The organism is Flavobacterium sp. (assembly GCF_024642105.1).
Lineage (GTDB): Bacteria > Bacteroidota > Bacteroidia > Flavobacteriales > Flavobacteriaceae > Flavobacterium.
The window spans coordinates 13905-37949 of record NZ_JAHEBT010000004.1; the positions used below are offsets into that span (position 1 = coordinate 13905).

Annotated in this window: 23 protein-coding genes; 9 read left to right on the forward strand and 14 right to left on the reverse strand. The window is 34.3% G+C overall.

Annotation, left to right across the window (positions count from 1 at the left end; all coding sequences use genetic code 11):
• Window positions 1-27 precede the first annotated feature (27 nt).
• The 5 genes from Q0L65_RS01945 (at window position 28) to hemN (ending at window position 7077) form a co-directional block, all read left to right on the forward strand.
• Window positions 28-1215, forward strand: a complete 1188-nt coding sequence (locus Q0L65_RS01945; protein ID WP_296682808.1) for an aspartate aminotransferase family protein — start codon at window positions 28-30, stop codon at window positions 1213-1215.
• Window positions 1216-1330: 115 nt separating this feature from the next.
• Window positions 1331-2725 (forward strand): tetratricopeptide repeat protein, encoded by a 1395-nt coding sequence (locus Q0L65_RS01950; RefSeq protein WP_296682809.1) that lies wholly within the window; start codon window positions 1331-1333, stop codon window positions 2723-2725.
• A gap of 2 nt (window positions 2726-2727) precedes the next feature.
• Entirely contained in the window at window positions 2728-3477 is a 750-nt protein-coding gene (gene aroE, locus Q0L65_RS01955; RefSeq protein WP_296682811.1) for a shikimate dehydrogenase, read from the forward strand.
• A 154-nt stretch (window positions 3478-3631) separates the two neighbouring features.
• Window positions 3632-5581 (forward strand): DUF349 domain-containing protein, encoded by a 1950-nt coding sequence (locus tag Q0L65_RS01960; RefSeq protein ID WP_296682812.1) that lies wholly within the window; start codon window positions 3632-3634, stop codon window positions 5579-5581.
• Between the two features lie 131 nt (window positions 5582-5712).
• Complete coding sequence (hemN, locus tag Q0L65_RS01965; RefSeq protein ID WP_296682813.1) at window positions 5713-7077, forward strand: oxygen-independent coproporphyrinogen III oxidase; 1365 nt, start codon at window positions 5713-5715, stop codon at window positions 7075-7077.
• Window positions 7078-7126: 49 nt separating this feature from the next.
• On the opposite strand, the gene Q0L65_RS01970 is transcribed toward hemN, so the two are convergent.
• From Q0L65_RS01970 to Q0L65_RS02010, 9 genes are all read right to left on the reverse strand, one after another.
• Window positions 7127-7357 (reverse strand): DUF465 domain-containing protein, encoded by a 231-nt coding sequence (locus Q0L65_RS01970; RefSeq protein WP_296682814.1) that lies wholly within the window; start codon window positions 7355-7357, stop codon window positions 7127-7129.
• Window positions 7358-7386: 29 nt separating this feature from the next.
• Window positions 7387-8088, reverse strand: a complete 702-nt coding sequence (locus Q0L65_RS01975; protein WP_296682815.1) for a sulfite exporter TauE/SafE family protein — start codon at window positions 8086-8088, stop codon at window positions 7387-7389.
• Window positions 8089-8094: 6 nt separating this feature from the next.
• A complete protein-coding gene (locus Q0L65_RS01980; protein WP_296682816.1) occupies window positions 8095-8544 on the reverse strand; it encodes a FixH family protein in 450 nt (149 codons plus the stop codon).
• A 23-nt stretch (window positions 8545-8567) separates the two neighbouring features.
• Window positions 8568-9986 carry a cytochrome c oxidase accessory protein CcoG gene (gene ccoG, locus Q0L65_RS01985; RefSeq protein WP_296682818.1) on the reverse strand — a complete coding sequence of 473 codons (1419 nt, stop codon included), beginning with the start codon at window positions 9984-9986 and terminating at the stop codon, window positions 8568-8570.
• A gap of 59 nt (window positions 9987-10045) precedes the next feature.
• Window positions 10046-10945 carry a cbb3-type cytochrome c oxidase N-terminal domain-containing protein gene (locus Q0L65_RS01990; RefSeq protein ID WP_296682820.1) on the reverse strand — a complete coding sequence of 300 codons (900 nt, stop codon included), beginning with the start codon at window positions 10943-10945 and terminating at the stop codon, window positions 10046-10048.
• Between the two features lie 18 nt (window positions 10946-10963).
• The gene (locus Q0L65_RS01995) at window positions 10964-11143 is read right to left on the reverse strand and encodes a CcoQ/FixQ family Cbb3-type cytochrome c oxidase assembly chaperone (RefSeq protein ID WP_296682822.1); all 180 of its coding nucleotides are present in this window, start codon (window positions 11141-11143) and stop codon (window positions 10964-10966) included.
• An 11-nt stretch (window positions 11144-11154) separates the two neighbouring features.
• Complete coding sequence (ccoN, locus tag Q0L65_RS02000; protein WP_296682824.1) at window positions 11155-13341, reverse strand: cytochrome-c oxidase, cbb3-type subunit I; 2187 nt, start codon at window positions 13339-13341, stop codon at window positions 11155-11157.
• Window positions 13342-13343: 2 nt separating this feature from the next.
• Window positions 13344-13535, reverse strand: a complete 192-nt coding sequence (gene ccoS / locus Q0L65_RS02005) for a cbb3-type cytochrome oxidase assembly protein CcoS (protein WP_296682826.1) — start codon at window positions 13533-13535, stop codon at window positions 13344-13346.
• Between the two features lie 112 nt (window positions 13536-13647).
• Entirely contained in the window at window positions 13648-16029 is a 2382-nt protein-coding gene (locus Q0L65_RS02010; protein ID WP_296682828.1) for a heavy metal translocating P-type ATPase metal-binding domain-containing protein, read from the reverse strand.
• 113 nt (window positions 16030-16142) lie between these two features.
• Between Q0L65_RS02010 and Q0L65_RS02015 the strand changes: the two genes are divergently transcribed.
• Window positions 16143-16823, forward strand: a complete 681-nt coding sequence (locus tag Q0L65_RS02015) for a Crp/Fnr family transcriptional regulator (RefSeq protein WP_296682830.1) — start codon at window positions 16143-16145, stop codon at window positions 16821-16823.
• A gap of 3 nt (window positions 16824-16826) precedes the next feature.
• On the opposite strand, the gene mazG is transcribed toward Q0L65_RS02015, so the two are convergent.
• The 5 genes from mazG to ruvX form a co-directional block, all read right to left on the reverse strand.
• The gene (mazG, locus tag Q0L65_RS02020) at window positions 16827-17600 is read right to left on the reverse strand and encodes a nucleoside triphosphate pyrophosphohydrolase (RefSeq protein WP_296682832.1); all 774 of its coding nucleotides are present in this window, start codon (window positions 17598-17600) and stop codon (window positions 16827-16829) included.
• A gap of 84 nt (window positions 17601-17684) precedes the next feature.
• Entirely contained in the window at window positions 17685-18143 is a 459-nt protein-coding gene (locus Q0L65_RS02025) for a DUF5606 domain-containing protein (RefSeq protein WP_296682833.1), read from the reverse strand.
• Window positions 18144-18162: 19 nt separating this feature from the next.
• Window positions 18163-18750 carry a peptide deformylase gene (gene def, locus Q0L65_RS02030; RefSeq protein WP_296682836.1) on the reverse strand — a complete coding sequence of 196 codons (588 nt, stop codon included), beginning with the start codon at window positions 18748-18750 and terminating at the stop codon, window positions 18163-18165.
• 152 nt (window positions 18751-18902) lie between these two features.
• Entirely contained in the window at window positions 18903-20396 is a 1494-nt protein-coding gene (locus Q0L65_RS02035) for a malate:quinone oxidoreductase (protein WP_296682838.1), read from the reverse strand.
• A gap of 126 nt (window positions 20397-20522) precedes the next feature.
• Entirely contained in the window at window positions 20523-20936 is a 414-nt protein-coding gene (ruvX, locus tag Q0L65_RS02040; RefSeq protein ID WP_296682840.1) for a Holliday junction resolvase RuvX, read from the reverse strand.
• 168 nt (window positions 20937-21104) lie between these two features.
• On the opposite strand from ruvX, the gene Q0L65_RS02045 reads away from it, so the two are divergent.
• The 3 genes from Q0L65_RS02045 to glf are packed head-to-tail and all read left to right on the forward strand — an operon-like array spanning window position 21105 to window position 24040.
• Window positions 21105-21920, forward strand: a complete 816-nt coding sequence (locus Q0L65_RS02045; RefSeq protein ID WP_296682842.1) for a 2,3,4,5-tetrahydropyridine-2,6-dicarboxylate N-succinyltransferase — start codon at window positions 21105-21107, stop codon at window positions 21918-21920.
• Between the two features lie 12 nt (window positions 21921-21932).
• Entirely contained in the window at window positions 21933-22910 is a 978-nt protein-coding gene (locus tag Q0L65_RS02050) for a glycosyltransferase family 2 protein (RefSeq protein WP_296682844.1), read from the forward strand.
• A 29-nt stretch (window positions 22911-22939) separates the two neighbouring features.
• Complete coding sequence (glf, locus tag Q0L65_RS02055) at window positions 22940-24040, forward strand: UDP-galactopyranose mutase (protein ID WP_296682846.1); 1101 nt, start codon at window positions 22940-22942, stop codon at window positions 24038-24040.
• Window positions 24041-24045: the final 5 nt, after the last annotated feature.

The window sequence follows — 24045 nt, forward strand, 5'->3', positions numbered from 1 at the left end:
ATTTCAAGAGCAATTAAAAATACAATAGTGAACAACGATTTTATACAATACCAAGCACAAACCTCTCCTTATCCTTTAGGAATGGAGGTATCCCATGCTATAGGGTCGTACATTTACGATACCAACAATAACCGTTATTTAGATTTTGTAGCGGGTGTTTCGGCTTGTTCATTGGGACACCAGCATCCAAGAGTCAATCAAGCCATTAAAGACCAGTTGGATTTGTATTCGCACGTGATGGTATATGGCGAATATTCACAAAGTCCGGCAGTGGAGTATTGCAAACTAATGGCTTCGCTCCTGCCTGAACCTTTAAACAAAACCTACCTAGTTAACTCGGGAACTGAAGCAATTGAAGGTGCGTTAAAATTAGCCCGTCGCGTTACAGGTCGTAGCCAATTGATTTCGTGTCACAATGCGTACCACGGCAATACCATGGGATCTATGAGTGTCATGGGATTTGAAGAACGCAAACAAATTTTTCGTCCCTTAATTCCTGATGTCGAATTCATCACTTTCAATAATGAAGCCGATTTAGAGAAAATCACCACTAAAACAGCTGGAATTTTACTTGAAACCATTCAAGGAGGTGCTGGATTCATCCAACCTGAAAATGATTTTCTGAAAAAAGTACGTCAACGTTGCGACGAAGTCGGTGCGATAATGATTTTGGACGAAATCCAACCTGGTTTTGGACGAACTGGAAAACTTTTTGGCTTCCAAAATTACGATGTCGTTCCTGATATTGTGGTGATGGGAAAAGGTATGGGAGGCGGAATGCCGGTTGGGGCTTTTACCGCTTCGGCAACTATGATGGATTTATTAAGTAATAATCCCAAATTAGGACATATCACTACTTTTGGCGGACACCCTGTCATAGCGGCAGCTTGTTTGGCTACCTTGAAAGAAATTACTGAAACTTCATTGATGGCAGATGCCTTAGCCAAAGAAAAACTCTTCCGAGAACTCTTGGTACATCCTTTGATAGAGGAAGTTAGAGGAAAAGGATTAATGTTGGCAGCAATGACAAAAAACGCCGATATTACCAATGAAGTTATCTTAAAATGCCAAGACAAAGGCTTAATTTTGTTCTGGTTACTTTTTGAAGGTTGCGCGATTCGAATTACACCTCCATTGACTATTTCTGAAGATGAAATACGAGAAGGTTGCGCTATCTTACTCGAAGTAATGAACGAAGTAGCCCAAAAAATATAGCGCTATTTTAGCTTGCTTTTTGTTAATTAAATTGTTCACAACAATTCTTGCTTTTTCTCACGCAACAATTCTATTTTCCTAATTTTATTTAGGCCAAATTCAAAAACAAAACAGCATGCAATTAAGCAACGAAGAAGAAGATTACAACTTATCTCTTTCCAAATTTGAGTCGATGTTAAAGACCAATAAAGTCTTGTTTTTTGACTCCGAGGAATTTGAAGAAATTATCCTTCACTATATCGATTCGGGAAAAACTTCTTTGGCAAAAAAAGCATTAAAATTAGCCTTAGAACAACACCCAAAATCTACTGGATTAAAATTGGTTCAAGTCGAAATGCTGGTTTATGAAGACCAATTGGATTTGGCAGATAAAATGCTAAACGAGTTGTATGCCATTGAGCCGAACAACGAAGAAATTTACATTCAAAAAGCCAATATTTGTTCCAAAAGAGACCAACACGAAAAAGCCGTTGAACTCTTAAAAATTGCCTTACAATATACTGATGATTATGCTGATGTCTATAACTTAATTGGGATGGAATACCTTTTTATGGACAATTTAGAAATGGCGAAAGACAGTTTCATCAAATGTTTGGAAGAAGATTTAGAAGACCAATCCGCCTTATATAACGTGGTCTATTGTTTTGAGTTTTTGGACCAAAATAAAGAAGCAATTGCCTATTTAAATCAATACATCGAGAAAAACCCGTACAGCGAAATTGCTTGGCACCAAGTAGGCCGCCTGCACTATGGTTTAAAAGAATACGAAGAAGCCATTCGCGCTTTTAACTATGCTACTTTAATTGATGACGAATTCATGGGCGCTTTTATGGAAAAAGCCAAAGCATTGGAGCGTTTAAAACAGTATGCTGAAGCCATTGAAAGCTATGAAAGAACTATCGAATTAGACGACGCTACTTCGTATGCTTTGCTTCGCATTGGAAAATGCCACGAACGATTGGGCAATACCGCTTTAGCAATCAAATACTACAACCAAACCGTTCACGAAGATCCACTTTTAGACAAAGGATGGATTGCGATTACTGATTTTTACGTACGGGAAAAAAACTATCAAAAAGCACTTTTTTATGTCAATAAAGCTTTGGCGATTGACAACCAAAATCAAATGTATTGGAAGCGTTATGCTACCATCAACAAACAAATGAATTTCTTTGAAGAAGCCGAATTTGGTTACCGCAAAGCGGTGGAATTTGGTGATTACCAATTAGACACTTGGTTGTTTTGGGTCGATATTCTTCAGTTTTTAGGGGAATTTGATAGTGCTATTCAAACTTTGTTACAAGCTACTGAATATTTCCCTGAAGAAAACGAAATTGAATACCGCTTAGCTGGATTGTATTTTATGATTCAAGATAAAACTAAAGCAAAATTTCATTTGAGCAATGGCTTGCGTTTGAACTTTGACAACTACATTCTTATTGAAGATTTATTTCCAATGATTTGGGAAGAAAAAACAGTTCAAAACTACATTGCAAAACACAAAAAATAAGCATGAAGCCACCTATTAAGAAACGTTTCGGTTTACTGGGACGCAACATCAATTATTCGTTTTCAAGAGGTTATTTTACGGAAAAATTTGAAAAAGAAAAACTAGAAGGATACACTTATGAGAATTTTGACATTCCAACTATCGAGTCTTTCTTGGATGTAATAAAAAACAACGACCACTTAAGCGGAATGAATGTTACCATTCCGTACAAAGAAGCAGTACTGCCCTTTTTGGATAAATTATCAAAAAAGGCAATTAAAATTGGAGCCGTTAACACCATTAAATTTACCAAAAATGGTAAACTTAAAGGGTACAACACTGATTATTACGGTTTTCAAAAATCACTAGAACCATTGTTAGAATCCCACCATAAGAAAGCCTTGATTTTAGGAACTGGTGGCGCTTCCAAAGGAGTGGCTTTTGCGTTAGAAGAATTAGGAATTGACTATACTTTCGTGTCAAGACAAGCCAGTGAAACCGTTTTGGGTTACAACCAAATTACGGATTTAATCTTTGACGAATACCAAATTGTGATTAACTCCACCCCAGTAGGAACAAGTCCCAATACCGATGCCTATCCTGAAATACCTTACGAGTTTTTTACCAAAAAACACATCGCTTACGACTTGATTTATAATCCTGCCGAAACTCAATTTTTGAAAAAAGCACAACACCAAGGTGCTAAAACTAAGAACGGATTGGATATGCTTATTTTTCAAGCAGAGAAAGCTTGGTCAATTTGGAATAAATAAAAATCTGAATTTGTTACAACACCAATACATTGCATAATGTAAAAGGTCCTTTTTTTAACCTAAAACGATGATAAATAAGGGATTTATTTTGTAGTTCAAAAGGGGTTTAGTATCTTTCGACTTGAATAATTTAGCAACCTTACACATTGAAAAAATGTTAGAAGAAAAGAATGATAACCTGCTTGAAGCAGATGGAAATGGAACTGATTCTACAGAATCAACACCTACAGTAACACCAGTTGAAACAACTGAAATCTCTAATGAAGCAGTAGCTCCAGAAGCCAATGTAAATCAAACCATTATTGAGGCAATTGCAGACACCAATGCAGAGGAAAGCGAAGACGAAAGCTTAAAAGAACGTCACGATATTCCGATGCAAGATTATGATCCTTTATCTATGGAAGCACTTGTGGATGAATTAAATACTTTAGTTTCTAACGAAAAAGTGTTATCCATTAAAGACCATGTTGAGGAAATCAAAAAGGCTTTTTTGGCTAAATACAATCACCTTATTGAGGAGAAAAAAGAAGAATTTCTTGCTAAAAATCAAGATCCAAATGAAGAATTTCAGTACCACTTTCCTCTTAAGTCAAAATTTGACAACATCTATTCTGTTTACAGAAACCATAAAAATGAACACTTCAAAAGCTTACAAACGAGCTTAAAAAACAATTTAGAGAATCGTTTAGCCATTGTTGAAGAGTTAAAAGAATTAATTAACCCGCAAGCCAACATTAAAGACATCTTAAAACATTTTAATGACTTAAGAGAGCGTTGGAAAAATGCAGGACCAATTCCGAAAGACAAATACAATCACGTTTGGAATAACTACCATTTTCACGTAGAAAATTTCTATGACTATTTGCACCTAGATCGTGAAGCGAGAGACATTGATTTCAAACACAATTTAGAGCAAAAACAAAAAATTGTAGCTCGTGTAGAAGAATTGGTAAAAGAAGAAGATATCAATAAAGCGTTCCGTGAATTGCAAGATTTACACCGCATTTGGAAAGAAGAAATTGGACCTGTTTCTAGAGAATATCGTGAAGAAATTTGGAACCAATTTAGTGATTTGACAAAGCAAATGCACGACAAACGCGAGCTATTATTTGAAAAACTAAGAGGTGCTGAAGTTGAAAACTTAGCTAAGAAAAAAGAAATCATTGCTCAAATTGAAGTTTTGGCTACTGAAAAAGTCAATGCCCATACGCAATGGTTAGCGCAAATAGAAAAAGTAGAAGCTTTAAGAGCCGCATTTTTCGCAGCAGGTAAAGTTCCAGCTGATGTGAATGAAGCTACTTGGAGTGCTTTTAAAACTGCAGTGCGTAACTTCAATTCATTCAAAAACTCGTTTTATAAAGACATCAAAAAAGATCAAAACGATAACTTAAGTAAAAAACAAGCTTTGGTGGCTAAAGCCAAAGAATTACAAGAAAGTACTGATTTTGCAACTTCTACTCCAATTATGAAACAAATTCAAGAGGAATGGAAGAAAATTGGCCATGTCCCAAGAAAATATTCAGATAGTATTTGGAAAGAATTCAAAGACGCTTGTAATCATTATTTTGACAAATTAAAAGAGCAAAAGAATGAAGAAAGCAGCGAAGAAGTAGCTGCTTTTGAAAACAAAAAAGCCTATTTAGAAACATTAAGAGCCTTCCAATTAGTAGGTGATCATAAAACGGATTTGGAGGGTATTAAATTACATATTCAAAACTGGAAAGCTTTTGGAAAAGTACCTTTTGCCAGACGTCACATCGAAGGAAAGTTCAATAAAATTTTAGATGCTCTTTTTGAAAAATTAAGTTTGAGTAAAAAAGATTCGGATATGATGCGTTTTGCGAACCGAATGGATCAATTGTCTGAAAGCAATGATTCGCGTAAGATAGAAAGCGAGAAAATATTCTTAATTCGTAAAATTGAAGAAGTGCAAAATGAAATTTTCCAATTAGAAAATAATATTCAGTTTTTCACCAATACTAAAAATGCAAAAAAAGAAAATTCAATTGTGTTGGAAGTTCGAAAAAACATCGCCATCCACAAGGAAAGTTTAGAAGTTTGGAAAGAAAAATTGAAACAATTACGAAACCTAAAGCAGGAATAATTTTTATCCTTATACCTAAAACCTCAATTCAAAAGATTGAGGTTTTTTTATACAAAAAATCGAAGGAATGATAAATATCATTTTAATTTACTGAAAGCTGGTTTACTTTTGGACATTCAAATGATTTTGTTATGACTAATTCTCTTATACAAAAGTACAATGTTCCTGGACCAAGGTACACTAGCTACCCTACAGTTCCCTATTGGAATGAGCTTGATTTTACTTATGAAATTTGGTTAAACACACTCAAAAAATCATTTATAGAAAGTAATTCAACAGAAGGAATTAGTTTGTATATCCATTTGCCTTTTTGCGAAAGCATGTGTACTTTTTGTGGATGTAACAAGCGTATTACAAAAAATCACGAAGTAGAAAACCCCTACATTCAAGCAATTTTAAAAGAATGGACTTTGTATTGTGATGTCCTTAACGAAAGACCTAACATTAAAGAAATTCACTTAGGCGGAGGAACGCCTACTTTTTTCTCTTCTGAAAATTTAGCAATGCTCATCAATGGCATTTTTGCAAAAGCAGACAAAGCTCCTGATTATGAATTTAGTTTTGAAGGACACCCCAATAATACTACGCGAGAACAATTGCAACAATTATACGATTTAGGTTTTAGACGGGTGAGTTTTGGAGTTCAAGATTATTCTGAAAAAGTACAAAAAGCAATTCACCGCATTCAACCTTTTCTTAATGTTGCCAAAGTAACGTTGTGGGCGAGAGAAATTGGCTATACTTCAATAGGTCATGACATTATTTTTGGTTTGCCTTTTCAAGAAAAAGAGGATGTGATTGACACTATTGAAAAGACCAAATCCTTACAACCTGACCGATTGGCTTTTTACAGCTACGCACACGTGCCTTGGATTAAAGGAAATGGACAGCGCGGGTTTAATGATGAAGACATTCCAAAAGATGATAAAAAAAGAGAATTATACGAAACCGGTAAACAATTGTTATATGAAAACGACTATCACGAGATTGGGATGGATCATTTTGCATTGACAAGTGATAGTTTATTTCAATCATTTGAGGTAGGCAAACTGCATCGCAATTTTATGGGATACAGTTCTTCCAAAACGCAATTAATGATTGGTTTAGGTGTTTCGTCTATTAGTGACAGCTGGTACAGCTTTGCTCAAAATGTAAAAACTATAGAGGAATATTATCAATTGTTAGACGCCAATACCATTCCTGTTTTTAGAGGACATGTATTGACTGAGGAAGATTTAACTATTAGAAGACACATTCTGAATTTGATGTGCCAATTTAAAACCTCTTGGGCAGACCCAAAGAACTACTTTAATGAAATTCCTGAAATAGTAATTCAATTAAAAGAAATGGAAAAAGACGGACTAGTGAATTTCATTCCTGAAGGCATTCAAGTAACAGAAGCGGGAAAACCCTTCGTTCGAAATATTTGTATGGCTTTTGATTTATTATTAAAACGAAAAGCGCCAAACACAGCGTTATTTTCGATGACAGTATAAAAAATAAGCACACTTTAAAGTGTGCTTATTGATTCTAAAATAAATCCATTTAACTTTTAATAATCGATACCAATTCGTCTTTCATGAACAGTAAATTAGCTTTTAATTGATGTAAGTGTTCGTCGGTAGCCACTTCTACACCCATATTAATTCGGTGAATTTCATGTTCTAATTCGTGATACTCATCAAATACTTTTCTGAAATGTTCATCCTCAATTTTTAATTGATGAATTCTATCGTGGTACTCTGGTAATTCGTGTAATAAATCGTGTCTTTCCATTGTTACAAATTTTAAATTCTAAACTATTTTTAATGACAATTTGGAGTTTCTTGAATAAACAAACTCATATTGGCTGGTGAAACGTAGGGAATTCCTAATCCCAATCCGCGCAATATGAATAAAATACCTATGGTAACACCCACATAAGGAATCGCTTTTTGAACTTTATTACGAAATGAAAGTGTCATAAAAGAATTCAAATAGGTTACACTACTCATCATAGGAATTGTACCCAAGCCAAAAAGCAACATATACACTATTCCAAAAGGGACACTTTGCATCGCAATGGCGCCAAATAAAGCTACATATACCATTCCGCAAGGCAAAAAACCATTCAGTAAGCCAATGGTAAATAGTGATTGGTAACTTTTATTTTTAAATTGTTTCCCTAAAGCTATTTTAATCTTCGAAATCAGACGAAATACGGGTTTAGAGAAATTATAATTGGCCAACACTCTTTCCGGTGTTAGGATCGTAATAATCATCGCTACACCTATAAATATAGACAATTTTTGCTGAATTCCTGCAAGAAAAAAACCTTTTCCTACCAAACCAAAAACCAAACCAATTGTAGCATAGGCAGACAAACGTCCGAAATGATAGGTTATAATCTGACTCGCTTTTTTTGTTGGATTATTTCTATCTACTGGAATCATCATAGCAATTGGCCCACACATTCCGATGCAATGCAGGCTACTTATTAAACCAAAGATAAAAGCAGAATACAACATAAACAGCTAATTAATATAGATTGTTTCTTTCGTTAAATACGACTTCCCTTCGTATTGCCATTCCATATTAATATCCCAACGGCCACCTACCAAACTTTTTTTAGGTATGAGCAAAGTTGGTTCAGAAATAGAAATCGGAATTTCGAAATCCATTTTTTTGTTAGATGGCCTATAAAGGGATACTGTTCCTTTAATTTTCTTTGGAACAAACACTGATGGAAAAGTAATCAAAACTCCTTCCTGAGTTACTATAACCTTTGGTTTTTCGACCAAATTCTGCGCGTTTTGAGTGCGTTGCATTTCTTTTCCAAATTGCGCATCGTGCTTGTAATACTCCTCTACAACCAAATCATTGTCGTATTTTGAATTCGATTGTACTTCAATTACAAAATACAAAATAAATGCCATGAATAATCCAAATGCTATTACAATACCTGTTCCCCAATTGATTTTCATCGTTTTACTATTTTAAAAAGTAATTAATCAAAACTTCTCGGACTTAAAAAATTAGTCGTTGCTGTTTCAATTTTTTTATTTCCGTTATACACCTCAATTTCTAACTTGGTTTTATCTGTTTCTAAGAGATACTGATTAATTTCAACAAATAAAGTTCCACTGTTCATACCTTGTTTTGGCACTTTAAAATCTTGTTTTCCTACTACCTTCAAAGTTCCTTTAATTCCAACCAATTTAAAGTGAATATCCTTAAATTCTTCATTGGTCTTATTAATGATTTTAAAGGTATAGATATTACTAATATTTTCACCTTTATGTTGGTACAATTGACCTGGCAATCGTAAAATAGATGCTTCTACATCGGTTCTTAAAAACAACAAACCAGTCAAAACACCTACCAAAATAATCAACACAGCAGAATATCCTTTCATCCTTGCCGTGAATTGAAACTTAGATTTTTTCTCAATTTCGTCTTCTGAGGCATACCGAATTAATCCTTTGGGTAAACCAACGCTTTCCATAATAGTATCACACTCATCAATACATGCCGTACAGTTCACACATTCTAATTGCGTTCCGTTTCGAATATCGATTCCCGTTGGACAAACGTGCACACATTGGTGGCAATCAATACAATCTCCTTTTCCAGCTGTAGCACGATCTTCATTTTTATTGAATTTAGCCCTTCCTGCTTCTTTTTCGCCACGAACAAAATCGTACGCTACGTTAATGGATTTGTTGTCCAAAAGGACACCTTGCAATCTTCCATAAGGACACGCAATAATACACACCTGCTCTCTGAACCAAACGAAAACAAAATAGAAAACTCCAGTAAAAATGAACAACGCGATTAAGGTACTAAAATGACTTTCGGGTCCCTCTTCAATCATTTTAAAGAGTTCATCACTACTGATTAAATAGGCTAAAAAGACATTGGCTATGAAAAAAGAGATGACCAAAAACAAAAACCATTTGATTCCTTTTTTTCTTATTTTTTCAGTGTTCCATTCTTGTTTACTCAAACGAATCTGCGCCCCTCGATCTCCTTCTATCCAAAATTCGATTCGACGAAAAACCATTTCTAAAAAAATAGTTTGGGGGCAAATCCAGCCACAGAATATTCGTCCAAAAATTACCGTAAAAAGAATGACAAAAACGACCCCAACAATCATGAACATCACGAATAAATAAAAATCCTGAGGCCAAAATGGAAACCCAAAAATATTGAATCGACGTTCCAAGACATTAAACATCATGAATTGGTTCCCATTGATTTTAATAAATGGATTGGCAATCAGTATCGCTAACAAAAAATAACTAACTAATTTTCTGTACTCATACAACTTACCTGATGGCTTTTTAGGAAAAATAAATTTTCTTTTTCCCTCCTCGTCTATGGTACCGATACTATCTCTAAAAGACTCGTCTGATAAATTTGACATTAGGTCGAAATTTTAAAAGACCAATTTCAAAATCGAAATTGGTCTTTTAGTTAGTGTAATTATTTTGCAGATGTTGCAGCAGCTTCCTCTAACCAAACTTCCCCTTCTGGAGCTTTTGGATCTTTTGGATTACTTCCTTTTAAAGAAATAATATAACTCGCCACTTTTTGAATTTCTTTTGGTTTCAAAGTACCTTTCCAAGCAATCATTCCTTTTCCATCACGACCACCATTAGTAATGGTGTGAAATAAGTTTTTAATTCCTCCTCCTAAAATCCACTGCTCATCAGTCAAATTAGGTCCAATTTGCCCTCCTGCATCAGCTCTATGACAAGCCGCACAATTGGTTTCAAAAATTGTTTTACCTTCCGCTAATGCAGGTGCATCTGAAATAAGAGTAACTGTTTTTTCATCCATCAAATCAGGAGCCGTTTTCATATATTCAGCTACTTCGATTTTGGCTTGTGCCAATTCTTTTTTCAATTCCGTCTCTTGATCATCCGCTCCTAAAATTTCAAAACGCACTAAATATAGTACCGAAAATACAATACAAGCATAGAACAAGTAAATCCACCATGGCGGTAAATTATTGTCTAATTCTTTTATTCCGTCATAATCGTGGTCCAATAAAAGTTGGCTTTCATTTTCAATTGGTTCTGACTTCGTCAAAGATTTGACAATTTTAGTATACCATTGGCTATCTTTAAAACTTACTTGGGCTGCTGCTTCTAATTTTGATTTTTGCTCCTCTGTTAATAGTTGATAGGTAATTTTATCAATTGCACTTATTGTAATTTCTATTGCAATTAAAAGAAATAGAAAAACAAATAAGAATACAGAAACCATTGGAAACTTTACAAAAGCAGGTCGGTCTCCAGAGTCAATAAAAAACTCCATTGCACCAAAAACGGCAAAGAAGATAAGAGGAACTCTTACATATACAGGGATTAATTTTTTCATTTTAAAAAGTTTAAAAAATTATAATGATGGATTCTCATTCAACGGAATCTGACTTAACTCGTCTATTTTCTCTTTTTTATATGAGAATACCCAAAGTCCTAATCCTACAAAAAATAAAAAGAAAATTAACAATGATAGTATTGGATAAATCGCAACTCCCGCGATGGTTTCCATATTGTGTTTTATTTGTTCAAACATAGCTTACTATATTATTTTTTTACTTTAATATCTGTTCCTAAACGTTGCATATAAGCTATTAGAGCTATAATTTCTCTCTCATTCATTGGAACAAATTTTTCACCTTTAGCGGCTGCTTTTTTCTTACTTTCCTCATAACTTTTCACAAAGTCAGGATCATTTTTCAAGCTCTCTTCAATTGTAATAGCTTGAGCTCTTAAATCTTTTTGAGCATTTACAATTTGAGCCTGACCTGGCTCATCATAAGGAACTCCAAGCGTTTTCATCGCTTCCATTTTCTTTTGAGTCATAGAAATATCCATAGCCTCATTATCGAATAACCATTTGTAACCTGGCATAATCGAACCTGCAGAAATACTTTGTGGATTCCAAAAGTGATTGAAATGCCAGTTGTCATTATACTTCCCACCTACTCTCAACAAGTCTGGTCCAGTACGTTTTGATCCCCAAAGGAATGGATGATCATAGACAAACTCTCCAGCTTTAGATTGTGGTCCATAACGTTCCACTTCACTACGGAAAGGTCTAACTGATTGTGAGTGACATCCCACACATCCTTCACGAATGTATAAATCACGACCTTCTAATTCCAATGGAGAATAAGGTTTAACACTCGTAATTGTTGGTATATTCGATTTGACCATAATCGTTGGTACGATTTGAATAATCCCTCCAATTAAAATAGCAACAGTAGCCAAAATGGTCAACTGTATTGGTTTTCTTTCCAACCAAGGGTGGAATTTCTCTCCTTTTAATCTTCCACTGCTGATTTGTTGTAATTCAGGAGCTTCCGCTAATTCATCTTCAATAGATTGACCTACTCTTACCGTTTGAATGATGTTGTATAACAACACTAACATTCCTGAAAGATACATCGTTCCTCCAACCGCTCTCATCCAATACATTGGAATCAATTGAGTCACAGTTTCTAAGAAGTTACCGTAAGTTAACGTTCCGTCTGGATTGAATTGTTTCCACATTGACGCTTGCAAGAAACCTGCAACATACATTGGAAGTGCATATAAAATAATTCCTAAAGTCCCAATCCAAAAGTGGAAATTAGCTAATTTAGTAGAATACAAAGGAGTTTTAGTCATTCGCGGTATCAACCAATAAATCATTCCAAACGCCATAAATCCATTCCAAGCTAAAGCACCAACGTGTACGTGAGCAATAATCCAATCCGTATAATGTGCAATAGCGTTTACATTTTTAAGAGACAACATTGGTCCTTCAAAAGTAGCCATACCATAACCTGTGATAGCTACTACGAAAAATTTCAATACAGGTTCTACTCGTACTTTGTCCCAAACTCCTCTTAAGGTTAACAAACCATTAATCATACCTCCCCAAGATGGAGCAATCAACATTACTGAGAAAACTACCCCTAAATTTTGCGCCCAAGTTGGTAACGCAGAGTATAATAAATGGTGTGGGCCAGCCCAGATATAAATAAAGATTAAAGACCAAAAGTGAACAATAGAAAGTCTATAAGAATATACAGGACGATTAGCCGCTTTTGGAACAAAGTAATACATCAATCCTAAAAATGGTGTAGTCAAAAAGAACGCTACCGCATTATGCCCGTACCACCATTGCACTAAAGCATCTTGAACTCCTGCATATACAGAATAACTTTTTAAAGCAGAAATAGGTAACTCTAAACTATTGAAGATATGCAATACCGCTACGGTAACAAATGTAGCCAAGTAAAACCAAATCGCAACGTACAAGTGACGCTCTCTTCTTTTTATGATGGTTCCAATCATATTAATACCAAAGACAACCCAAATTAAAGCAATCGCAATATCGATTGGCCATTCTAATTCAGCGTATTCTTTTGAAGTACTAAATCCCAATGGTAAAGAAACGGCTGCTGCAACAATTATCAATTGCCAACCCCAAAAGTTAAGATTACTCAAGAAGTCACTAAACATTCTTGCCTTTAATAATCGTTGAAGTGAATAATACACCCCGGCAAACATGGCATTACCCACAAAGGCAAAAATAACTGCATTAGTATGTAAAGGTCTCAATCTACCAAAACTCAACCACGAAATTCCGTCGGTAATGTTTGGAAAAAGAAACATAAAAGCCAGAATAAGTCCAACTAACATTCCTACCACACCAAAAACAATGGTGGCATAAAGGAATTTCTTTACAATTTTGTTGTCGTAATAAAATTGTTGCATTTCCATAATTAAATTTGTTTTTCTTCTATTGTTTGTACTGATTTATTTGGTTTTATTTTGAGTTCATCGTCAAAAAGCATTCTGACAGACGGTGTATAATCATCATCGTATTGCCCCGTTTTTACGGCTCTGATAAAAGCAATGAAAAATCCAACTGCAACTATGATACTAATAGAGATTAATAAATAAATGACACTCATACCTTAAAATTATGTTAACAAAGTTAGTTTTAGTGATTCTCAAAAAATATGACATTTATCATACTAAGGCTAATTCGATTAAAATTAATCAAAAAAAGAATACAAAAACCTTTTATTTTCTTTCTACTCTTTTAGAATAATAGTTACTCATTAAGGTCACAAAACTCACTATCGTAATGGTACTCAAAGGCATAATGATAGCCGCAACAAGTGGCAGCAAATTACCCGTAACCGCAAATGAGAGTCCAACCACATTATATAATAATGACAATGTAAAACTCATTTTAATAGTTGTAATCGCTTTTTTAGAAAGTTTCAAAAACGAATGAAGTTGCTGAAACACACTTGCATCCAAAATTGCATCACAAGCTGGAGAGAAAACATTCACATTCTCCGAAATGGAAATCCCTACATTGCTTTGTGCCAAAGCACCTGCATCATTTAACCCATCCCCAACCATCATTACATTCTGTCCTTTTTCTTGCAAATTTTTAATGAATTCTAACTTCTGTTCTGGTTTTTGATTAAAAATTAATTCGGTTCCTTTAGGTAATAATTGTTCCAACGCATCTCGTTCCCCTTCATTATCTCCTGAAAGTATTTTCAATTGATACTGCTGACTCAAATTAGTAAAGAGCGCTGCCAGACCTTCGCGATATTGATTATTGAAAACATATTTCCCTAAATAATTTCCGTTGATTTTAATATGAACTGAAGTTTGTTGAACCTCATTTTCTTCTATCGAACCCACAAAAGAAGCTGACCCTAACTGTATAATCGTTTTATCTATTTGAGCTTGAATTCCTTTTCCAGTAATTTCGTCAAAAGCACTCACTTTAAGAATTTTAGTTTCAGGCAAAAAGTCATACAACATCCTACTTAGTGGATGATTAGAAGCGCGCAGTACATTTTTGACTAAAACAATTTCGCTTTCTGAAAGTAACTTACCTTGATAGGAAATATTTGATTTTTTGTTGGTCGTAATAGTTCCTGTTTTATCAAAAACAATAGTATCTACTTTCGCTAATTGTTCAATAACTAAAGCATTTTTAAGATAGAATTTCTTCTTACCTAGTATTCGCAAAATATTTCCAAAAGTAAATGGGGCAGTTAATGCCAAGGCGCAAGGGCAAGCTACTATTAATACTGCCGTAAATACATTAAAAGCGGTATTGGCATCTTTTAAAATCCAATAGCCAAAACCTCCAAAAGCAATTAAAAGCAAAATTGGGGTGAAATAACGTGAAATTTGATCGGTAATGGTTTTATGTTTTTGCTCTACATTTTTTTGAAACACATCATTACTCCATAACTGTGTCAAATAACTTTGAGAGACGGAGTACAACACCTCCATTTCAATCATTTTTCCTATTTGCTTTCCTCCTGCAAATACTTTGTCACCTGACTTTTTAGTAATCGGGATAGCTTCTCCTGTTACAAAACTATAATCAATTTCGGCTGTTTCAGAGATTAAAATACCATCTACAGGAATTAATTCTTGATTGCGAATGAGTAATCTATCGCCTTTTTGAATATCGTAAACTGGTACACTTTCTTCTAGATTTCCTTGAATTCGGGTAATTGCAATTGGAAAATACGATTTAAAATCACGCTCAAAACTCAAAAAACTATAGGTTTTAATTTGGAACATTTTACCTAAAAGCATAAAAAAAACTAATCCAGTCAAGCTATCAAAAAAGCCAGAACCATAATCCATTACAATATCTACGGTACTGCGCACAAACATGACGATGATTCCCAAAGCGATTGGAATGTCAATGTTGAGCATTTTGGATTTGATACTTTTATAGGCTGACACATAATAACCACTTGCCGAGTATAAAAAACTCGGTAATGATAATGCAAAAATTAACCAACGGAAAAATCCACGGTATTGGTCGAGCCAATATTCTTTTACCTCAAAATATTCTGGAAATGAAAGTAGCATGATATTGCCAAAACAAAAGAAAGCGACTCCTAATTTATAGGTTAAACTTCTGTCAACATTATTGGAGCCAGCCACATAGTTTTCTAAACTTATATAAGGTTCGTAGCCAATACCGCTCAACAAATAGACAATTTCTTTCAGTGAAACTTCTTCTGGTTTGTAGGTAATACGGACTGTTTTTTGAGGAAAATTAACTTGAGAAGTACTTATTCCCTTTTGAAGACGTTGTAAATTTTCCAAAATCCAAATACACGAGCTACAATGTATATGAGGAATGTTAAGTGAAACAATAGCAGTTGCATTCTCTTCGAATTCCAACAGTTTTGACACAATACTTTCATTATCTAAGAAATCATATTTACCATTAATATCTTGCGGAGTTGCTCCAGGCGATTTTTCAAAATCATAATAACAGGTCATATCATTGAGACTAAAAATTTCGTACACGGTCTTACAACCTGTGCAACAAAATAATTTGTCATCAAAAATAATTTCTTCCGTTTCTACAATATCCAAACCGCAATGGAAACAGTTTTTTGTATCCATACTCTTTGCTCATTTTACCTGCAACAAAAGTCACTAATTGTTAGCATTAAAAATATGACATTTGTCATAATAATCATTAAATTTGTGCTCAATAAAGTCCCTACTTTTGTACTATGAGTAAATGTGAACAATGTATCGTTAGAGAATTCAGCTCTTTGAAGGCTTTAAACAAAGAAGAGTTAGTAAAACTTTCTGAATGCAAAGAAGCATATACCATTAAAAAAGGTGATGTCATTTTTGAAGAAGGAGAAACAATTAATGGTATTTACTGCATCAAAGACGGAGTTTGTAAGCTCTCTAAATTGAGCGCCAATGGCAAAGATCATATTGTTAAACTCATCAAAAAAGGAGAATTACTAGGACAACGTTCCATCATTAGTGACGAACCTGTCAATTTAAGTGCTGTTGCCTTAGAAGACATGGAAGTTTGTTTTATCCCAAGATCTGAAATCATGGGATTTTTTGACAAAAACAATCAGTTTTCTATGAATGTCATGAAAACAATTTGTGGCGACTTAAAAGAAGCAGATGACCATGCCGTGAATATGGCTCAAAAAACAGTAAAAGAACGCCTCGCCGAAACCTTACTTTATTTAGCCGATACCTTCGGTAAAAATGAAGATGACAGTCTAAAAGTACAATTATCAAGAGAAGAACTCGCCAGCATGATTGGTACCGCTACCGAAAGTTGTATTCGTTTACTTTCTGATTTCAATAAACTAGGTTTGATTGAATTATCTGGTAAAAAAATCACCCTAAAAGAAATTGGCAAATTAAAAAAAATGGCAGAGTAGCTCCTACATTTTCTTCGCCTCGTTCCAAAAAACATCCATTTCAGCCAACGTCATATCCATCAATGGCTTTCCAAGTTCTGCTGCTTTGCTTTCCAAGTACTGAAATCTACTGATGAATTTTTTATTCGTTCGTTCTAAAGCATCTTCGGGATTGATGTTTAAGAATCGGGCATAATTAATCATTGAGAATAACACGTCTCCAAATTCAGCTTCCATATTATCTTGGTTTCCAGCAGCTACCTCAACTTGCAATTCTTGTAATTCCTCTTGCACTTTGTCCCAAACCTGATGTGGTTCTTCCCAATCAAAACCAACACCTTTTACCTTATCTTGAATTCGGCTGGCTTTTACCAAAGCAGGCAGGCCTTTTGGCACTCCTTCTAAAACTGATTTTTTTCCTTCTTTTAGCTTGAGTTTTTCCCAATTTTGTTTGACTTCTTCTTCATCTTTCACTTCCACATCACCATAAATATGAGGATGACGATGAATCAGCTTTTCGCAAATGGCATTACATACATCCGCCATATCAAAATCTTGGGTTTCGCTTCCAATTTTCGCATAAAAAACAATGTGTAATAACAAGTCGCCTAATTCTTTTTTGACTTCTTCCAAATCATTTTCTAAAATCGCATCGCCCAACTCATAGGTTTCCTCAATAGTTAGGTGACGTAAACTTTGTAATGTTTGCTTTTTGTCCCAAGGACATTGATCACGCAATTCGTCCATGATGGTCAATAGTCTATCGAATGCCTGAAGTTTTGATTCTCTTGAATTCATTGTAAAAATTGGTTTTGGTAAAAATAAAAAAATCCTGCTAAGAAATACATCTCAGCAGGATTTAAATAACTTTCCAATTAACAATTACGCTTTTGTAGCTTTTGCTTTTTTAGGTTTTTCTTCTGTAACGGATTCTTCTTTACTTGACGCTTTTGGCGCTTCATCAGTAACTAAACCTTTTGATTGCAACAAATTGTACCAATTCAATACTTTTTTGATATCAGAACCGTATACTCTTTCTTCATCATAATCAGGTAAGATTTCTTTAAAGTAAGCGGCTAAAGTAGCTGCATCTTCTTTATGAGAAATAGCAGGTCCATTTTTTTCTTTTTTGGCAATAGTATTCAATATTTCAGCCAATGGTTTCTCAGCTTCATACGTATAAATCGAAATTTCAGATAACAAACTTACGTTTGCTTTTAAATTTACTGTGATTTTTTTACCATCTAATAATGACTCGGCTACAAAACCTGTACGGGTTTGGATTTTTAATTCGTATAAACCTGGTTTCCCAGAAATAGCTAATATTTTTTCGATATTCATTGTATCTGTTTTTATTTAATTATCTTCCTTTTTTACCAAAGAACTTCATTCTATACTCTTGAAATGTTTTTCCTTCAATAATGTTTTTTAATTTTTTCTGAATCAAACGTTTTTTCAAAGACGAAATTTTATCTGTAAATAAAATCCCTTCTATATGATCGTATTCGTGCTGAATTACTCTTGCAATTAAACCATCAAAAACTTCGGTTTTCATTACAAAATCTTCTTCGCAATATTCAATTGTTACGGTTGGTTTTCGATAGACATCTTCACGCACATCAGGAATACTCAAACAGCCTTCGTTGAAGCTCCATTCCTCGCCTTCTTCTTTTACAATTTTAGCATTAATAAAAGTACGTTTGAATCCGTTCATTTTTTTTTGATCGGCTTCAGACATATCCTCATCATCACTAAAAGGGGTTGTATCAATAACAAACAAACGTATAGGCAAACCTACTTGTGGCGCTGCTAATCCAACTCCGTAAGCATTGTACATCGTATCGTACATATTGGAAATAGTTTCCTTTAAGTTAGGATAATCAGGCGTAATTGCCTCTCCAACCTTTCTTAAAACAGGATCACCATAACCTATAATTGGTAAAATCATAGTTTTATATTAAGTAGCAATTTACCTTATGAAGGCAATTTTTCTCTTGTTTAGAGTGCAAAAGTAGTAAAAGATATTTGAATTACGATATACATTAATGTCTAATCCCCAATACCTTTTACTATTAGCTCATTAGGAGTCATGAAACTGTTTTAGTTCAATTTCAATGTTTCAGCAGTGTTTTTTCTAACTTCAGCTAACAAGTCTGCATTAGTATTCAACGCTTGTCCATACGAAGGAATCATCACTTTTAATTTAGACTGCCATTCTGTAGTTTTCATTTGGTCCTTGAAACATTTTTGCACTACATCTAACATTACGGTTACCGCAGTAGAAGCTCCTGGAGAAGCCCCTAACAAAACTGACAAAGTTCCGTCATTAGTAGTTATTACTTCGGTTCCAAATTCCAAAACCCCACCTTCTTTTTCGTCTTTTTTAATGACTTGGACACGCTGACCTGCACGCTCTAACTTCCAGTCTTTTGACCTCGCATTAGGCACATATTCTCGTAACGCATTCATTCTATCTTTTGGTTTCTGACGCACTTGCTCAATCAAATATTTAGTCAATGGAATATTTTTGATTCCAGCGATTACCATCGGAATAATATTGTCTGGTTTAATTGACAATGGTAAATCAGAGTACGAACCATTTTTAAGGAAACGTGTAGAAAATCCTGCAAAAGGTCCAAAAAGCAATTGCTTTTCTCCGTTAATCATTCGGGAATCAATATGAGGTACCGACATAGGTGGAGCACCAACACTAGCTTTACCGTATACTTTAGCTTCGTGTTTCGCAATCACTTCTGGATTAGTACATTTTAGCCATTGCCCACTTACAGGAAAACCACCATATCCTTTTCCTTCTGGAATATTGGCATTTTCTAACAACGGCAAAGAACCGCCTCCAGCACCAATAAAAATAAATTTTGGATATACTCTTCTTTTCTGTCCTGTAGTCAAGTCACTCACTTTTATTCTCCAAGAGCCATCTTTTCGTTGTTTCAATTTTCTAACTTCATTGTTGAAATGCATACTCACACCATCAAGTGTTTGTAAATAATTGAACATACTTCTTGTTAACTCTCCAAAATTAACATCGGTTCCAATATCCATTTTAGTAGCTGCCATCGGTTCTGAAAGTTCTCTTCCTTCCATTACTAAAGGCATCCATTCTTGTAATGTTGAAAATTCAGTACTGAAATCCATCTCTTTAAATAATGGATTCGATTGTAATACTTCAAATCTCTTCTTTAAATAGGCTACATTTTTATCTCCCCAAACAAAACTTAAATGCGGTACACTTTTAATAAATTTATCAGGAGAAACCACTTTATTTTGTTGTACTAAATACGACCAAAATTGTCTTGAAACCTCAAAAGACTCTGCAATACTAATAGCTTTTTTAGGACTGATAGTCCCATCTGCTGCCTCAGGAGTATAATTCAATTCACAAAAAGCAGAATGTCCCGTCCCGGCATTGTTCCAAGCATCAGAACTTTCGCAAGCGGCATTATCTAATCTTTCGTATATTTCAATAGTCATGTTAGGCTGTAATTCTTTGAGAATCACTCCCAGCGTGGCACTCATAATTCCAGCACCTATAAGGATTACATCAGGATTGGTTCGAATTGTAGTATCGGACATGGTTCAAAATTTTAAGGTGCAAATATACTCCTTAAAATTGCAAAAATCATTATAAATTTATAACAAAATCAAATCTAAACGTAAGAAAACAAACGGATTATTAACCAGTCAAAAAACACAGAACTACTACATTTTTCTGGTCAAATAATCTTGCAGCATAATCGTTGCTGAAATTTCGTCAATCAAACCTTTATCTTGACGTTTCTTTTTACTCAGACCACTATCAATCATAGATTGAAATGCCATTTTAGAAGTAAACCGTTCATCTACTCGAATTACTTTCATATCAGGGAAATGATTGGTAAAATGAGTCACAAAACCTTTAATAATTGAAGCACTTTCAGAAGGCTGACCATTCATTTGTTTGGGTTCGCCGATAAGTACTGCTTCTACTTTTTCTTTTTGGAAATAGTCTTTCAAAAAATCAATGGCCGTTGCCGAAGGAATCGTTGTTAATCCAGAAGCAATGATTTGCAGCTCATCAGTAACTGCAATTCCGGTGCGTTTTTGTCCGTAATCTATAGCGAGTATTCTTGGCATTAATTTATCTCTTAAATTGAAGAGTGTAAATTTACTTAAAATTCACCATAAATCCTTTCCTGTTATGATGAATTAATTCAGTTAATTGATAACAATGTATCCTAGAGTTCCTCTTTTGACAATTGCACAAAAAAACTATCTTTGTCAAAAATTAATACAAACTACACCATGAATTCATTACAAACAACAATAGAACAAGCTTGGGAAAACAGAGCTTTATTACAAGAAACGGCTACAACCAATGCTATTAGAGAAGTTATTGCATTATTAGATGCTGGAAAATTACGTGTTGCTGAACCAAAAGGCGACGAATGGCAAGTAAACGAATGGGTAAAAAAAGCCGTAGTAATGTATTTCCCTATCCAAAAAATGGAAACTTGGGAAGCTGGAATTTTTGAGTACCATGACAAAATGGAATTGAAAAGAAACTATGCTGAAAAAGGAGTACGTGTGGTACCAGGAGCTTCTGCTCGTTATGGTTCATACATTTCTAGTGGCGTTATCATGATGCCAAGTTATGTTAATATTGGTGCTTATGTTGATGAAGGAACTATGGTTGATACTTGGGCGACAGTAGGAAGTTGTGCTCAAATTGGTAAAGACGTTCACTTAAGTGGTGGTGTTGGGATTGGTGGTGTTTTAGAACCTTTACAAGCTGCTCCAGTAATTATTGAAGATGGTGCTTTTATTGGTTCTCGTTGTATCGTAGTAGAAGGAGTTCATGTAGGTAAAGAAGCGGTTCTTGGAGCCAATGTATGTTTAACTGCATCAACAAAAATCATCGATGTAACTGGTGACGAACCTAGAGAAATGAAAGGATTTGTACCTGCTCGTTCTGTAGTAATTCCAGGAAGTTATACTAAAAAATTCGCAGCTGGTGAATTTCAAGTGCCTTGTGCTTTAATCATTGGTACTCGCAAACCTTCTACTGATTTGAAAACGTCATTGAACAATGCGTTGAGAGAATACGACGTAGCTGTATAATAAAAAAATCAAATGGTTGATATCTCAATTGTCATTGTAAACTATAAAAGCTGGAACGACCTTAAAGAATGTCTTCAGTCTATCGTTTCTATACATAGTAATCGATTTACAATAGAAACAATTGTAATAGACAATCAATCCAATGATGGAAGGATTGAGGATTTTAGAGTACTCTTTCCTTCCATTTTTTTTATAGAGAATTCAGGCAATAACGGTTTTGCTAATGGATGTAATGTAGGAGCATCAGCTGCAAAAGGAAATTATTTATTCTTTTTAAATCCTGATACCATTATTACGGAGGATGCTATTTACGAACTGTGGCACACTGCTAGAACTAATACAAACATAGGAATCGTATGTTGTACTCAAATCAATGAGTCTGACAAAAAATACAATGAAATACGTTTCTTTCCAAGCCTTACCACTCTATTCGGGCCATTCAGAGCATGGTACAAATGGATAAACAAACGAACTATTGCTATAAATTATAACCCCAAACAACAAACTATTTTCCCTGACTGGGCAACAGGGGCTGTGATTTTTATGAGCAGAACGTGGTTTGAAAAAGCAAATGGGTGGACTGAAAAATATTGGCTTTACTTTGAAGATGTTGATCTTTGCAAAAAGGTAAATAAGTTGGGAGGTAAAATAGCCTTGATACGAAGTACTTTTATCATTCATAAACACGGCGGAGCTTCTAGAATCAATATAAAAACAAAAGCTTTGACTAAGACTGAAGTTTTAATTTCGCAACATGTTTATTTTAATGAACATACTAATGGCTTTAAAAATTTTATCATTCAATTGCTTTTAATTACCTCTACCCTAATAGAAAAAACAGTTCTAGCCATTATAGGAACTATTTTCTTTTTTGTACCAAAATTGAAAGTAAATGTTTTAATTCTAAGCCATTTAATTCATTACTATTGTAATAGTCTAAAAAACAATACTTGGACTAGTCCTCGTGCGATGGATTATTTAAAAAAATAAAAATTACTCATTAGGTAAATTCACAAATAATGTCACAATACGATTATTTAATAGTTGGCTCTGGACTCTTTGGAGCTGTTTTTGCTCACGAAGCTCAGAAAAAAGGAAAGAAGTGTTTAGTCATTGATAAAAGAAACCATAAAGGCGGTAATGTATATTGCGAACAGACTGAAGGCATAAATATACATAAATATGGCGCCCATATATTTCATACTAATGATAAAGAAATTTGGGATTATGTGAACCAATTTGTTGAATTTAATAGATACACTAACTCTCCTGTTGCTTTCTATAAAAATGAAGTATACAACTTGCCTTTTAACATGAATACTTTCTACCAATTGTGGGGTGTTAGAACTCCTGAAGAGGCAAAAAACAAAATTGAAGAACAGGTTAAAGCATCTGGAATTACCAATCCTAAAAATCTTGAAGAACAAGCTATATCGCTTGTGGGTATGGATATTTATGAAAAGCTAATCAAAGGATACACCGAAAAACAATGGGGTAGAAAAGCAACTGAATTACCTGCTTTTATTATCAAACGATTACCTGTTCGATTTACTTACGACAATAATTATTTTAATGACAAATACCAAGGAATACCGATTGGGGGTTATAACAAATTAATTGATGGATTATTAGACGGAATTGAAGTTCGACTTAATGTGGACTTTTTTGCCCAACGTGAAGAACTGACCCTATTAGCAGACAAAATAGTATTTACTGGAAAAATTGATGAATATTATAATAACCAATTTGGCAGCTTAGAATATCGCAGTTTGAAATTTGAAACCAAAACTTTGGATCAAAGTAATTTTCAAGGAAATGCAGTAGTCAATTACACTGAAAATAAAATTCCTTTTACACGAATCATTGAGCATAAACACTTTGAATTTGGCACTCAAAAGAAAACCGTAATAACGTATGAATATCCTGACGAATGGAGTTTAGGAAAAGAATCCTATTATCCTGTCAATGATGATAAGAATAACGCAATCTATAATCAGTATAAAAGCTTATCTGAAAAAGACAACAATGTCATTTTTGGTGGACGATTAGCTGAATACAAATATTATGATATGCATCAAATAATAGCGTCTGCCTTGAAAAAAAGCAAAGATTCTATATAAATTAC